We start from the raw sequence: 14532 nt of genomic DNA on the forward strand, positions 1-14532 counted from the left end.
TCTAAAACTCCTTCTTGAGTGAAATAAGGTCCGCATAGAGCTTGGTTAGTCTTCCCATATATTTGCTCTGGTCGCAATGATCAAGTACATAGGCTCGGCACCGCTCCTGCAGAACCGAATAAGCTTCCTTCTCCTTGAAGCAATTGGCTGCATGTACAAGAGCCTCAGCCAGAGATTCTGCATCTCCAGGCTCGCAAAGCATGCCTGTCACGCTATCCTCGACAAGCTCTGGAATGCCGCCGATATTCGTGCCAATGACAGGTGTCCCAGCAGCAAATGCTTCGACTATCGAGTAAGGCATGTTCTCTCGCCATTCCGAGGGACAGCAGGCGAATGCAGCTCCCGAGACGAGCTTCCGGAGCTCTTCTCCCTGTTTGAAGCCAGCGAACTCGACGTTCTTCCCTGCTGCAGGTTCCAGCTCAGCCCTTTCGGGACCGTCTCCTGCAATAACGAGACGCATGCCTTCCGGCAGCTGCGGCAAAGCAAGCTTGAATGCATCAATCAGTGTCTTGATGCCCTTCTCCTTGGAGAGACGTCCAAAGAAGAGGAAGTATGGCTTGTCTCGGTCGGTGCCATCCTCTGTCTTGTGCGCACGATCGAGCAGATCTTCGCTGACGAAGTTCTGCATCGTCACAACCTGCTTCTCAGGGAAGCCCCCTTCAAGCAGCTTCTTGCGCATGAACTCAGATGGCGCAATGATGCGGTCAATCTTGCTATATGTCTTATGGCGCTTGTACCAATCTGCTTCCATCATGGCAAGAGTGCTCTTTGCCGTAGATTCCTTCACGCATTTGCGTTTGAGGCATTCCTTGAAGTGCCCACCAAGACAGGCATCGCAGACATTGCCAGAACCATCCAGCATCAAGTAGTTCGGGCATACGAGGATATAGTCATGGCTCGTAAAGAGAACAGGTACATGATGCTCCTTGAGATAGGGGGCATCGAGAATTGAAAGCGTGATCTGGCGATGCACCAGATTCATATGCACGATATCAGGATGAACCCGCTTGCAGAGCTTCTCGAACTTTTCCAGCGATTCCTTGGAATAGATGAGCGGCTTTGCCTCTGAGATCTTCTTCGCAGCCGAAGTTGCTCCGTTATAGTCCTTTGCCGATACAAAGAGATCGGCATCATCGCAAGGCAGATTCTTTTCATCCTGCATCGCAAAGAAGTGAACCTCATGGCCCAGCTTCTTGAGGCCTTCAGCGAGACCGAAATAGTATGTCTCGCTTCCGCCCTTCAGGTAATGGAACTTGTTCACCAGGATGATGCGCATCTACTTCTCTCCCCTATATATTGCAAGAGTCTTGGCCACTACAGAATCCCAGCTATAAGACTCTTCGACATGTCTTTTTGCTTCAGCACCGAGCTGTCTCGTCCATTTCGGCGCTTCAAGCAAGTCTTCGAGCGTATCCCCCAGCGCATCAGCATCACCTCGAGCGAACGTCATTCCATGGTCATCGAGCACGTCAGCACACTCCGGGATATCTGACGTCAAGCAGCATCTACCATATGCCATGGCTTCAAGAAGGCTCATGGGCATGCCTTCAACATCAGAAGGCAACACGTAGCAATAGGCGTTGCTATAGAGCTCTGCCAAGGTATCGCCTGTCACAAAGCCCGTGAACAGTATCCTCTTGTCACCCTCCGCGATGTTGCGCAGCTGCTTCTCATACTCAGAGGTGTCAGAGGCGCCGCCAGCAATAACAAGACGCTTGTCGGTATTGAGCTCCTTGAACGCTTCGATCAGCAGCTCTGGACGCTTCTCCGGCACAAGCCTTCCCAGGAAGAGAATATATGAGCCAGCAGAAAGACCCCACTTCTCTTTGATAATCTGAGCTGACAGAAGCGTCTTTGGCTCTATGCCATTCGGCACGAACTTCGTATCCCTGCCGTAGTTATCCTTGAAGTAGGCTTGCGCAGAACGAGAGAGAGCGATGATTTCATCGGCCTTTTCCGCAGCAGCCTTCTCTCCATGCTTGATGTAGGCAGATCCGAGCCTTCCCCACTTGGCACGCTGCCAATCCAGGCCATGAATCGTCGCTACGGTACGGATGCCAGCCTTTGTTGCAAGGGGCAGCATGGCGCAGGGACCTTCTGCGTGATAGTGGATGACATCAGGCTTGTCTGCGATGGCTGCCTTCGTTGCGTAATAGGAAGCAGAAGCAGCTGCAAGGCCCTTCTTGTCTATAGTCTTGACAGGCACGACGCGGACACCGTCTACCACACGTTCCTGGGTTGAAGCAGCATCGCCAGTCATGACATCAGATCCGGAACGGTCATAGCAGGTGACCTCATGGCCAAGCGCTGCCATACGGCGTGCCAGCTCGGTCACGACGACCTCGACACCGCCCTCACGAGAGCCATAACGTTTATGTCCAATCATTGCTATGCGCATGGTCTAGCAGCACCTCCGGTTCTGCATCCACAGGATTGTGGAATCAGCATCAGAAAAGGCTGCATAATCAGCAACGGCAAGTGGCAGACGTGCAGCAGCACAGTAACCCAGATACATGCACCCCTCCCCGGAGCATTCATGCCGGGGAGCAGAAAACAGCCCGGAACTAGATAGAACAACCGTTGCGATTCAGGGTGCAACATTTAAAAAACGCCTGAACTAATAGCGATTGTACACCCTGCTCCTTGAGGACACATATCCACCAAGGTCATACCGTAGACAGAGGGGCAGCGGCTTTTCCGTCGATACCCTGCTTCCCTTGAAGCAGCAGCGCTGAGTGCAGCTGGAAGGAGCTACCTGTGCCTCCGCCTTCCTGGGATGCCTCCGCCAGAAGCAGCCGCAACATGAGCCGCGCGCCCTCAGGCTATACCGCCACATGGCAAAAGCCCGCCGACCATAAGTGCGGGACATCTGAGCCTGACTAGGTCCTGCCATCTCGCTCACCATCGCAGGGGTCGAGCGCTAAGGCCGCGCTGAAGCGGACCCTTGGCGCCAGCCAGCAAGCCAAGAAAAGCAAGGTTCTGTGCTGGTCCCAGCTCCCCGCCACTGTGCTATATCATCGGTTGTAAGTCCTGCATTTGCCGCAAGCTCCTCGTAGTCCCTCGGAGATGCAGCATTGGTCGCAGCGCCGAGGGAGGCATCGTTTGCCTGCGCTTCAGGTATCGTAGCGGAGGTGTCATTGGGGTCCATGCCGGCATCCACACGCTGCATCATGGCGCGCCACTCGTCGTACATGGTCCCCACATACGAGACGCCGTCCTGGCTGAACGAGTAGCTGGGCGTGATGGCGGAATAGACCTTGAGGTTGATGCCGGAGCCCTTGATGTCAGTAGCCCAGCCTACGAGGTCGGTGACGGAGAGGTCGGTGGAGACAGACTCCGCAAGGCTTTCCACGACAGACGGAAGCTGGGTGGCATTACTCTCAAGCACCTTGTGGGCAATGGCCTCGACCACCTGGCGCTGTGCCTGTGCACGGCCGAAATCTCCGCCAGTCTCGTTGTAGCGGTCGCGCACATAGCTGAATGCCTCAGCTCCGCTCATGTTCTGCTTGCCCTTGACAAAGTGGTAGCCATCACGCGACGTGAACTCTTCGGGCACATCGACCGTGATGCCTCCAAGGCTGTCGATTACGCCACTCAGATCGTCGAAGTTCATGGCCATGTAGTGCGAGATAGGCACGCCTGCGAAAGCCGAGACTGCTTCTACCGTGGCAGCAGGACCATTGTTGTACTCCGCATTGATCTTCTCGACCATGCCATCCTGGGAGCTCACCATAGTGTCGCGCGGGATGGAGATGAGGTCGACAGTGGTGTGCTCGAGATCGACGCGAGCAAGCATTGTGACGTCCGAGCGAGATCCGGAGACGCCGTCGCGGCTATCGGACCCGATGATCACCATGTAGAACGGAGCCTGCTTCTGACCCTCTGCGGCCTTGGGAGCCTCGAGCGCCTGTGAGAGCGCCTTGCCCTCGTCTCCTCCTACCGCCATCGAAGAATTGATGTGGCCTACCCATGCTGCCAGGACGAGGAGGATGCGTGCCGCTATGGGCAGCCTTCTCTTGGGATGCGTGCGGTACGTAAGCTGCTCTACATCTGCCTGGCCGAAGTGCTTAGCAGCGGCAGAGTCCGCCGGAAGCGGAGACGCCGCAGACGTAGGAACAGATGCCGGAGCAGGCTCTGTCTCGGACGGCTGTGCATCCTGACGTATATGATGCGGCGTTCTGTCCTATTCATTGTCGAAATCGCTCATTGCCAAGCTCCTGATCCTGCTTTTGCATGTCAGGCAGCCGCGGTACAAGGTGCGCACGTCTGCCATTGACCACGAAGAGTCGCAAAACGCTGAATCCCCGCTTAATGTCACAGACATCCAGTCTATTGCTTATGTGGCTCCTCTGGGGACAGCGCATCGCGATACCTCGATCTTCTGCACAAGGCAATGCTCCAAGAGCCCCAGGATGCATATCCAAGAAGCACAGCCATCAGAGGCAGACGTGGGAAGCAGCAGGGCAGCTCTCGGGCGAGGGCCAGGCGATATGGCGGAACAGCATCGGCTTTCGTAGAAGGCAGCACTTTCTCGATCGATGCCCTGCTGCCGCTAAAGTAGCCTTGAATTTTCTTTCTCAATACGTGATACTTCTGTTATACGGAAGTATAGGAGTCGACCTTGGAATTCCGCGACGCTGACATACAAGATTTCTGGGAGGGAACAGACCTCACACCCAGGAGAGTCCCCTCGGATGTACGCAAGGCATTGATGCGCAAGCTGCAGATTCTGGATGCTGCTTGCACATTGGACGACCTGAAAATTCCTCCAGGCAATCGGCTCGAGGCGCTTGCGGGAGACAGAAAGGGTCAATACAGCATCAGGGTAAACCGACAATGGCGTCTATGCTTCAAGTGGAGCAACGACGAAGCGAAGGAGGTTGAGTTCGTTGACTACCATGCGTGACCTTATGAGCACCCCGGGCGAGATTCTCAAGGAAGAATTCCTCGAGCCGCTTGGCATCAGCCAGTATCGGCTTGCAAAGGCAATCGGCAAATCGGAATCGGCAGTCTCGGAAATCGTGAATGGGAAGCGTGCCATCACGGTCGAAATGGCATGGCTGCTTGCTGAAGCGCTTGGCACGACACCCGAGTTCTGGATGAAGCTCCAGACCACCTATGACCTCAAGACCTTCGATCCCTCGGCTCTTCCCGAAGTTGCTGCACTGGCCGTATAGGGAGACACACCGATTTAATGCAGCCAGAAGGCAAATCCAAGACTTGGAGCCCTTCAGTATTTTGCTTCCCTCTGCAGTCCGAAATGCATCAGATGCCTCTAATCCAATCCTATAGTTGCACGCCACAATTTCGTCGAATTGCGGCGTATGGCTTCGGCCCACACCTGGAAGAGCCCGATGCGTCGGGCTCTTCTTATATCGGGACATTCTGCATGATTGCATAGCATGACAAGGCCCAGCCCGGACAGATGCCGGACTGGGCCTTCTTCTTGTCTATGAGAGCTTATCAGTCTATCCCTCTACGGCAGCACGGCCGCGGCGGAAGGCTTCGATGTTCGCCTCGATCGTCTTGGGCGGCACGCGGCGCCTGATGGCAGACTCCCATGCCTCCTCGTCGAAGGGAAGCGTCGTGGAGAGGGCACCGACAAGCACGACATTCGTCGACTTGGGGCTGCCCGCTGCACGTGCGATGGCACCGGCATTGATCTTCTTGGCTCCAAGGGCATCAAGCCGTGCCTCCACATCGTCCGGCATCTTGAACGTGCCGATAGCCACAGAGACCGGCACGATCGTCTCATCGTTCACGATCATGGTGCCGCCCTCCTTCAGGTACTGCTGGGCACGAAGCGCCTCGATGGCTTCGAAGGCGACGATTGCGTCAGCGCAGCCTGGATCTGCGACCATCGAGCCCACATGGCTGCCCATGCGGATGACCGTGGAGACGGAGCCGCCTCTCTGGCTCATACCGTGAATCTCCGAGACCTTCACGTCGAGGCCAGCCTCTGCTGCTGTCATGGCCAGGATATTTCCTGCCAAGATCGTGCCCTGGCCGCCGACACCGACGAGAAGGACCGTACGGGTGCCTTCGAGCTCGACCTGATGTCCGGTAAGCTCGACAGAGGAGCTCTTGGTGGATGCTGTTGCGTGCGGCATGGCTCTACTCTCCCCTCTTGATGCAGCCGAACGGGCAGGACTGGATGCACTGGCTGCAGCCGATGCACTGGTTCGTGTCGATGACGGCAGAGCCATCCTCGGCCTTGCCAAGCGCTGGGCAGCCTATCTGGATGCAGGTCCCGCACTTGCGGCAGTCGACGATCTCAGGTGCCTTGTGCGTCGTGCGGTCGATGAGGCGGCAGGGAGAGCGGAACACAAGCACGGAGAGCTTGTCCTCATGCTTCACGGCCGTGCGCAGTGCCTTCCTGATGCTTGCGGCATCCTGGGCATCGATGGTCTCGACCTCGTCTGCTCCCATGGCACGGCACAGTGCCTCGATATCCAGGTACTTGCCTTTGGGGACGGAGAGCGGAGAGACGCCTTCTGCCTGCTCCTTGAGCGTGACGCCGTTGCACGGATTACCCTGTGCTCCCGTCATGGCCGTCGTCCTGTTGTCGAGGATGCACAGGGTTCCCTTGCCGCCGTTATAGATCGTGCCGAGCAAGCTCGTGATGCCCGAGTGCGTAAACGTCGAGTCGCCGATGACACCGACGACGGGGCGCTTCGACCTCTCGCCCGCCTGCGCAAGCTCCATGCCGTGCGCCATGGACAGGGATGCTCCCATATCGATGACGGAATCCACGGCCTTATACGGTGCTACCGCGCCGAGCGTATAGCAGCCGATGTCTCCTGTGACGATGGCATGCATCTTGTGGAGCTCCACATAGACGAGACGATGCGGGCAGCCCGTGCAGAACGCAGGCGGACGTCCCGGAAGCCCCTGGGCAGGAGCAGGATGGGGCGGCTCGCCGACGCCGAAGGCAGCCTTGATGTGGGCTGGCAGGACCTCGCCGCCACGCGGAAGCGGGCCCATGGGAGGAACGGACGCTTCGATGCCCAATGCCTTCACATGGTCTGCGAAGTACGTGCAGGTCTCTTCTACCACGTAGAGCTTCTTCACGGACGCCGCGAAGTCATGGAGCTTCTTCGGCGGCAGCGGCCACGTGACACCGAGCTTGAGCGTGGATGCCTCGGGCAGCGCCTCCCGCACATGGTTGTAGAGGGCGCCGGCGCAGACGACGCCGATCTCGGAATCGCGCATCTCGACGCGGTTGAGCGGCGTTTCCTCAGCCCATGCAGTGAGCGCATCCTCGCGCTCGTCTGTCGCGACACGGCGCTTCACGGCGAAGGCCGGCATCATGACATACCTCTCGGGGTGGGACTCATAGGCACGAGGAGCAACATCTTTGCGCTCGCCTGCTACCTCCACCATCGTCCTCGTGTGGGCAATCCTCATCGTCTCATGGAGCATCACGGGCGTATCGAACTTCTCGGAGATATCGAAGGCCTCCTTTGCGAAGGAATACATCTCCTCGGAGTCGGAAGGATCCAGGCACGGCACGCGTGCGAATGCGGCGTAGTTCCTCGAATCCTGCTCGTTCTGCGAGCTGTAGCACGACGGATCGTCTGCTACGAAGAGCACGAGTCCGCCATTCACGCCGGTGTTCGCAACGGACATGAACGGGTCTGCGGCAACGTTCAAGCCCACGTGCTTCATGGCGGCAACAGAGCGCACGCCTCCCATGGAAGCACCTATTGCGACCTCAAGTCCTACCTTCTCGTTCGGTGCCCACTCGCAGGTGGGTCCGTCCTTCTTGACCAGGTTCTCGAGCATCTCGGTAGACGGCGTGCCGGGGTATCCCGATCCCACGGCGACGCCTGCCTCCCAGAGGCCCTGGGCTGCTGCCTCATTGCCCGAAAGAAGCTGCTTTGCCATTTCCCTCTCCTGTCTTTCCCTCTAAGACTGGTTCTCGTGATCCACAAGCCCCTGAGCACCGTAACGCTTCCTCAGGAGCGGCTTTTCGATCTTGCCGGTCGCATTGCGCGGCACATCAGCAAAGATGATCTTGCGCGGCCTCTTGTAGCGCGGAAGCCCGAGGCAGAACTGGTTGATATCGTCCTCCGTAGCGTGAGAGCCCGGCTTCAGCTCCACGATGGCGCAGGCAATCTCTCCCAGGCGCTCATCAGGAAGGCCGATCACGGCCACATCCTGGATATCCGGATCTCCCGACATGAAGTCCTCGATCTGCACCGGATAGAGGTTCTCGCCGCCCGTGATGATGACATCCTTCTTGCGGTCCACGAGCCAGTAGAACCCGTCCTCATCCTGCCTGGCCATGTCTCCCGTATGGAGCCATCCATCCTGCAGGGCCTCTGCCGTGGCTTCGGGGTCCTTGTAGTAGCACTCCATGAGGCCGGGGCCCTTGACGCAGAGCTCGCCGACAGCGCCCTGCTCTACCTCATTGCCTGCCTCATCCACGATCTTTGCCTGCCAGCGATAGCCCGGCACGCCGATGGCACCGACATGGTCGATGTTCTCGAGTCCCAGATGCACGCATCCTGGGCCCGTGGATTCGGAAAGGCCGTAGTTCGTGTCGTACTGATGGTTCGGAAAGACCTCTTTCCAGCGCTTGATGAGGCTCTTCGGCACAGGCTGGGCGCCGATATGCATGAGCCGCCACTGGTCGAGGTGATAATCAGAGAGCGTGACCGTCCCCTGTTCTATGGCCGTGAGGATATCCTGGGCCCAGGGCACGAGGAGCCACACAATCGTGCAGCGCTCTGAGGAGACGGTGGACAAGATCGACTTCGGCGACACGCCACGGAGGAGCACGCCCTTGCCGCCCACAAGAAGGCTTCCGAGCCAGTGCATCATGGCACCGGTGTGGTAAAGGGGCGGAATGCAGAGGAACACGTCCTCATGAACGGTCTTGTGATGGACTGCCTCCATCTCTGCTGCCTGCGTGAGCGAGCGGTGATGATGGAGAATGGCCTTGGGGAAGCCGGTCGTTCCGGAGGAGTAGTAGATGGCAGCATCCTCATCCTCCGAGAGCGGGATCATGGGGTCCGTGGAGGCACAGAGCGCCGCCAGCTCACGGTAGCTCTCTGCCCAGGTCGGGCAGTCATCTCCCACATAGAAGAGGAGGCGTCCCTTCTGAATCTTGGGCACGATCTCCTCGACACGTCCGATGAACTCAGGGCCGAAGACAAGGATCGTCGCATCCGACTTCTCGAGGCAGTACTCGATCTCATCCGATGCATAGCGGAAGTTGAGCGGCACGACCGTGGCACCGGTCTTCAAGATGCCGAAGTAGAGCGGCAGCCATTCGATGCAGTTGTAGAGAAGCAGGGCTACCTTGTCGTCCTTGCGGACGCCACGGGAAAGCAGGAGGTTCGCGAAGCGGTTCGACTTCTCGTCGAACACCTTCCATGTCATCTCCCGCCTATACGGATTGTCCTCTGTCGTCTCTACGAGCTCATACTCGCGCCATGTGACATGGCGGTTGTCCTGTATCTCAGGATTCACCTCGACGAGAGCTGTCTCGTTCGGGTATGCCGCGGCATTATGCCGCAGCATGTCTACGATGGTCACAGGCGGCCCCTCCCCTATAGATGGACGCTTTCAGCCTCTCCGGAGCCCAAGCTCCAAACTTCATCAGCGTAGCGTATACGGGAAGTCATTAACCCCTTGATGCCGCCAGCGGCAACGGACCTGTAGCAATGGCATGGGTTTGCCAAGGCTTATGAGCATTGCATCGCACAATCCGTGTTACGCTAGTCGCATATACCGAACGGACTCCAGAAGGGATGCGCGCAATGGGAAGCTTTCCGAAGACGCTCTCCTATCGAATGCAGGGCCTCTAAGCCTCTTTAGGCGCCTAGGGCGCTGCGCACATCCCTGAAAAACAGATCTGGAGATACCCATGCCTATCAATATCCCTGACGGCCTGCCCGCAAAGAAGATCCTGCACGACGAGCACATCTTTGCCCTCGAAGAGGAAGTGGCCGCCTCCCAGCAGATCAGACCTCTCCATGTGGTGCTTCTGAACCTCATGCCGACAAAGATCGAGACGGAGACGCAGATCCTGCGCCTCATCTCGAAGTCCCCTCTGCAGGTGAGCCTTGACTTCATGCGCGTCTCGAGCCATGAGGCGCAGCATTCACGCGACCACCTCGTGAAGTTCTATGAGACGTTCGAAACACTCAAGGCCAACAACTACGATGGCCTGATCGTCACCGGCGCCCCCGTGGAGCAGATGCCCTTCGAGGATGTGGACTACTGGCAAGAGCTCACAGAGATCTTTGACTGGGCAGACGAGCACGTGCTCTCGACCATGCATCTCTGCTGGGGTGCGATGGCAAAGCTCTACTACAAGTACGGCGTCCACAAGATCGACCTGCCGGAGAAGCTCTTCGGTGTCTTCCCGCAGCGGCTCTGCGATGAGTACAACTTCCTGACGAACGGCTTCGACGAGCTCCACTACATGCCGCACTCGAGGCATGCGATGCTCGACGAGGCAGAGCTCAGGCTCCATCCGGAGCTCCAGGTGCTCTCCGAAGGCATTACAAGCGGACCTGCGATCATTGCCACGAGGGACTTCCATGAGATCTATCTCACGGGCCACTTCGAGTACGGCAGGGATACGCTGGCCAACGAATACTGGCGCGATGCGAATGCCGGAAAGCCGATCAAGCTGCCCGTGAACTACTTCCCAGGAGACGATCCGACCTACCAGCCACGCTTCACGTGGAGGGCACACGCCAATCTCCTCTACCGGAACTGGCTCAACTGGGTCTACCAGATGACGCCCTACCGCTTCGAAGACATCCCCGCAACCATAAAGCAGCTCCATGCCCACGCCACCGGCAAGGTGGACAAGTTCGAGTGCTGAGAGACCAGATAGAGATCTATAAGGAGTCACCGCTTCCATGAAACAGGCACGTCCGTATCCGAAGGCATACATCACGAAGAAGGCTGCACGCATGCTCTCCCAGGGATACCTCTGGGTCTTCGAGGGAGAGATCGTGCGCATGGAGCCTGACCAGGACGGACATGCACCTGAGAACGGCGCAATTGTCGATCTCTTCGAGGAGAACGGCACCTGGCAGGGAGCAGGCCTTCTTTCCCTGGAGTCCAAGATCCGTGTGCGCGTGCTCTCCCACAATGCGAATGACCGCTTCGACGAAGGCTTCTGGAGGCGGCGCATCCTCTGGGCCTGGGAGCACAGGAAAGCTGTCATGGGTCCGCGCACGCTTCCCGGAGCCGAGCCTGACACGAACTGCTGCCGCATCCTCTTCAGCGAAGCAGACGGCACACCGGGCCTCATTGTAGACCGCTACGAGGATGTGCTGGTAGCACAGGTAGGAACGTATGGCATGGAGATGAGGAAGGAGATGCTCTTCCCCCTGATCTTGGATGTGCTGCGTTCTGACGGCGTCTCTGTCCGCGGCATCTACGAGCGGGCCGACTCCCCTGCCAGAAGGCTCGAGGGCCTTGAGCTCCACAAGGGCTGGTGGCCAGAGCCGGGAAAGCCTCTCCCTGAGTCTGCCCGCGTCATGGCACAGGAGAACGGCCTTCTCTTCGACCTGGACATCGAGAACAGCCAGAAGACCGGCTTCTTCCTTGACCAGAAATACAACAGGCGCGCCGTGAGGGAGCTTGCACAGGGACGCCGTGTCCTTGACTGCTTCAGCCATGTAGGACCGTTCGGGCTCAACGCTGCTGCAGGAGGGGCCGAGTTTGTCCGCTGCGTCGATATCTCGGATACCGCCATCTCCCTTGCCCAGGAGAATGCGAAGCTCAACCATCTGGATGACCGCATGGACTTCACGTGCGCCGATGTCGTGGAGTATCTCCCTGAGCTTGTGAAGAGCAAGCAGCGTCTCAAGGAAGAGGGAGGTCCTTTCGACCTCATCATCCTCGATCCTCCTGCCTTCACGAAGAGCCGCTCTGCCGTGGCGCATGCAAAGAAGGGCTACCGCGAGATCAACGAGTGGGCCATGCGCCTGCTTCCCCGCGGAGGATACCTCGCGACGTGCTCATGCTCTCGGTTCATGACAACAAGATTGCTCGAGGAAGCCATTGCCGAAGCAGCGCACAACGCGAATGTGCAGCTCAAGCAGATCGAGCTCAGGCAGCAGGCTCCGGACCATCCGATCCTCTGGGGCATGCCGGACACGCACTATCTGGACTTCCTGACGTTCCAGATTGTCTAGAGCTGCGCTTCTCTGCCTTTCTGGCAGCACGCCTTGCCTGGAAGAACTCCTTCAATATCTCTGCTGACTCATCTGTCAGAACTCCTGATGTGACCTCGAACTCATGGTTCAGGCGCGCATCGTGGCTCACATCGTAGAGCGTCCCCAAGGCTCCGCCCTTGGGATCGGGCGCCCCATAGACGCAGCGGTCAATCCTAGAGTTCACCATGAGGCCGGCACACATGAGGCAGGGCTCGAGCGTCACATAGACCGTGCAGCCCGAAAGCCGCCAACGTCCCAGCGCCTGTGCCGCCTCTGTCATCGCGCGGAACTCTGCATGGGCAGACGGGTCATGGTCAAGCTCGCGCCTGTTGTGGGCAGAGGAGATGACTTTGCCGTCACAGACGACGACAGCCCCTATCGGGACCTCCCCCTCATCGGCAGCACGCCTGGCCTCCTGGAGCGCAAGACGCATGAAGCGCTCATCCTCTTCGCGCTCTTCTGTCTCTTCGGAGCCTTCTTCCATGCATCCCTCCCATGCAGAGCCCGTATGGCATCTCTTCACATCTCAAGCATAGCAGGCACCCTCGGCCCAGACTCCCGGACCCATCGCCGAAACAAGGAGGTGCCGGGAAAGGCTGGCAGGGCCTTGCGTGCTACGCTCTTCCTCGAAGGGAAGCCACGAACTTCTGCCTGCGCACCAACAGGCAGGATGGAAAAGGATATGCCCATGATCAGAACTGTCTGCCTCAACCCCGCACTGGACAAGACCGCCCTCATTGCGGGCTTCCAGATCGACCACGTGAACCGCATCGTGAGCCTCAGGAGCGACGCCGGAGGCAAGGGCATCAATGTCTCGAAGGTCGTGGCAAAGCTCGGTGGCAAGACCTGCGCCTATGCGCTTCTGGGCGGCACGGTCGGCACGCAGATAGAGTCCGACATCGTGGATATGGGCATCAGCTGCGTCTCTGTGGCAATCGAAGGCGACACGAGGACGAACCTCAAGGTCATCGACACCCAGACCGGCACCCACACCGACATCAACGAGCCAGGCCCTGTCGTGGACTCCCAGGAGATGCTTGACCTCCTGCAGCGCCTGACCGCAGATATCGAAGAGGGGGATGTCGTCGTGCTCTCAGGCAGCCTCCCAAGAGGCGTGCCATCCGATACCTATGCCACCTGGATCCGTGCAAGCAAGCAGGCAGGAGCTTCGGTCTTCCTCGATACGGATGGCCGTGCCCTGACAGAGGGCATCGATGCGGCACCGACGCTCGTGAAGCCGAATCTCCAGGAGCTCTCCGACCTCGTCGGCCAGGAGCTCCATACGACAGAGGACATCATCAATGCTGCTCATGAGCTCCTTGCAGGCGGCATCAAGACCGTCGTGGTCTCCATGGGAGCGAAGGGCGCCCTCTTCTGCACGAAGGAGCACACGATCTCTGCAAGGGCCCCGCATGTGCCTGTCGGCTCTACCGTAGGAGCAGGCGACGCTTTCCTTGCTGCCATAGCGTTTGCCTGGGAGCGCGGATACAGGCTTTCCGATGCAGCGACCCTGGCCATTGCCACTGGCTCTGCCAATGTCATGCAGTCCGGCACCCAGGCGGCAGAGCGCTCTGTCGTGGAGTCGCTTCTCTCCAAGGTGGATCTGCACACGTTGTAAGACTGTCCGCGTCGACACGCACAGCAGGAACAGCCACCAGCCTGTTCCTGCTGCTTTATAGACGTGCGGGCAGCATATCTGCTGCAAACAGGGGAATGTTTACAAGCCATCCAAGGTCCTCATATCCCTTGAGGGAAAGTCTCTGGCTTCTCTTGATGCCATGCTCCTTCGCAAAGCGGGCGAGGCTTCGGCTATGCACGTTCTGGTCTGACTTCACTTCGAGCGGAATGATGTCTCCGTCGCACTCATAGAGGAAATCGACCTCTCCCTTCTGCTTGGAGCCATCCGCCGACCAGTACGTAGGCCTGCAGCGATTGGAAGCTACAAGCTGCTGGCAGACATACTGCTCTGCCAGCGCGCCTTTGCCCTGCGTGAAAAGCTCGTCCCCTTCTAGGATAGTGTCCGCCGAAAGATTGAGCGCAGCGCTCATCAGGCCGACATCGAGCATGAAGAGCTTGTATGAGCCTTCGTCCTCATAGGCTCTGAGCGGGAATTGCGGCTTCGTGATTCGATTGACTTTTGTAACCAGACCGGCATCTTGAAGCCATCTGACCGCTCCCCAGTAGTAGCTCCCGCGGCCACCGTCTGTAACTCTGGAATACATGAAAATGGCTGAGTACCTCCGGCATAGTTAGGCTCCCTGAACTGCAAACGGCTTAGGCAAGCTCGCAGGAAGCTTCGGCTGGACCGTGGCCGTGGCTGCGATGCCGGAGAGCGGGACATGCA

Annotated in this window: 13 protein-coding genes and 1 pseudogene; 5 read left to right on the forward strand and 9 right to left on the reverse strand. The window is 58.3% G+C overall.

Annotated elements, in window-relative coordinates:
* Position 1 precedes the first annotated feature (1 nt).
* The 3 genes from VXJ24_RS03620 to VXJ24_RS03630 all read right to left on the reverse strand — a co-directional run bounded on the left by VXJ24_RS03620 (position 2) and on the right by VXJ24_RS03630 (position 3946).
* Positions 2–1276: a glycosyltransferase family 4 protein gene (locus VXJ24_RS03620; protein WP_330971557.1), complete on the reverse strand. Its 1275-nt coding sequence runs from the start codon at positions 1274–1276 to the stop codon at positions 2–4.
* Positions 1277–2398, reverse strand: a complete 1122-nt coding sequence (locus VXJ24_RS03625; RefSeq protein WP_330971558.1) for a glycosyltransferase family 4 protein — start codon at positions 2396–2398, stop codon at positions 1277–1279.
* Positions 2399–2920: 522 nt separating this feature from the next.
* A complete protein-coding gene (locus tag VXJ24_RS03630; protein ID WP_330971559.1) occupies positions 2921–3946 on the reverse strand; it encodes an LCP family protein in 1026 nt (341 codons plus the stop codon).
* 675 nt (positions 3947–4621) lie between these two features.
* On the opposite strand from VXJ24_RS03630, the gene VXJ24_RS03635 reads away from it, so the two are divergent.
* Entirely contained in the window at positions 4622–4906 is a 285-nt protein-coding gene (locus VXJ24_RS03635) for a type II toxin-antitoxin system RelE/ParE family toxin (protein WP_330971560.1), read from the forward strand.
* Positions 4899–5177, forward strand: coding sequence for a HigA family addiction module antitoxin (locus tag VXJ24_RS03640; RefSeq protein ID WP_330971571.1), 279 nt, complete (start codon positions 4899–4901; stop codon positions 5175–5177). The genes VXJ24_RS03635 and VXJ24_RS03640 overlap by 8 nt, the downstream gene beginning before the upstream one ends.
* A 291-nt stretch (positions 5178–5468) precedes the next feature.
* Here the strand turns inward: VXJ24_RS03640 and VXJ24_RS03645 are convergent, their stop codons facing one another.
* From VXJ24_RS03645 to VXJ24_RS03655, 3 genes are read right to left on the reverse strand one after another with little or no spacing between them, the layout of a single operon-like run.
* On the reverse strand, positions 5469–6110 hold the full coding sequence (locus VXJ24_RS03645) for an indolepyruvate oxidoreductase subunit beta (RefSeq protein ID WP_330971561.1): 642 nt from the start codon (positions 6108–6110) through the stop codon (positions 5469–5471).
* 4 nt (positions 6111–6114) lie between these two features.
* A complete protein-coding gene (locus tag VXJ24_RS03650) occupies positions 6115–7887 on the reverse strand; it encodes a thiamine pyrophosphate-dependent enzyme (protein WP_330971562.1) in 1773 nt (590 codons plus the stop codon).
* A gap of 21 nt (positions 7888–7908) precedes the next feature.
* Positions 7909–9543, reverse strand: a complete 1635-nt coding sequence (locus VXJ24_RS03655) for a class I adenylate-forming enzyme family protein (RefSeq protein ID WP_330971563.1) — start codon at positions 9541–9543, stop codon at positions 7909–7911.
* 331 nt (positions 9544–9874) lie between these two features.
* On the opposite strand from VXJ24_RS03655, the gene VXJ24_RS03660 reads away from it, so the two are divergent.
* A complete protein-coding gene (locus VXJ24_RS03660) occupies positions 9875–10843 on the forward strand; it encodes a homoserine O-succinyltransferase (protein WP_330971564.1) in 969 nt (322 codons plus the stop codon).
* A gap of 37 nt (positions 10844–10880) precedes the next feature.
* A complete protein-coding gene (locus VXJ24_RS03665; protein ID WP_330971565.1) occupies positions 10881–12167 on the forward strand; it encodes a class I SAM-dependent rRNA methyltransferase in 1287 nt (428 codons plus the stop codon).
* On the opposite strand, the gene tadA is transcribed toward VXJ24_RS03665, so the two are convergent.
* Positions 12082–12672: a tRNA adenosine(34) deaminase TadA gene (tadA, locus tag VXJ24_RS03670; protein ID WP_330971566.1), complete on the reverse strand. Its 591-nt coding sequence runs from the start codon at positions 12670–12672 to the stop codon at positions 12082–12084. The two genes, VXJ24_RS03665 and tadA, sit on opposite strands and share 86 nt — an antisense overlap.
* A gap of 204 nt (positions 12673–12876) precedes the next feature.
* On the opposite strand from tadA, the gene pfkB reads away from it, so the two are divergent.
* Complete coding sequence (gene pfkB / locus VXJ24_RS03675) at positions 12877–13806, forward strand: 1-phosphofructokinase (RefSeq protein ID WP_330971567.1); 930 nt, start codon at positions 12877–12879, stop codon at positions 13804–13806.
* A gap of 55 nt (positions 13807–13861) precedes the next feature.
* On the opposite strand, the gene VXJ24_RS03680 is transcribed toward pfkB, so the two are convergent.
* Both VXJ24_RS03680 and VXJ24_RS11570 read right to left on the reverse strand, forming a co-directional pair.
* Entirely contained in the window at positions 13862–14236 is a 375-nt protein-coding gene (locus VXJ24_RS03680) for a DUF4143 domain-containing protein (protein ID WP_489685552.1), read from the reverse strand.
* Positions 14219–14422: pseudogene (locus tag VXJ24_RS11570) on the reverse strand (DUF8612 domain-containing protein); the annotation flags it as partial. The pseudogene VXJ24_RS11570 and the gene VXJ24_RS03680, both read right to left, overlap by 18 nt.
* Positions 14423–14532 lie beyond the last annotated feature (110 nt).

The organism is Olsenella kribbiana (genome assembly GCF_036408795.1).
Classification (GTDB): Bacteria; Actinomycetota; Coriobacteriia; order Coriobacteriales; family Atopobiaceae; genus Olsenella_L; species Olsenella_L kribbiana.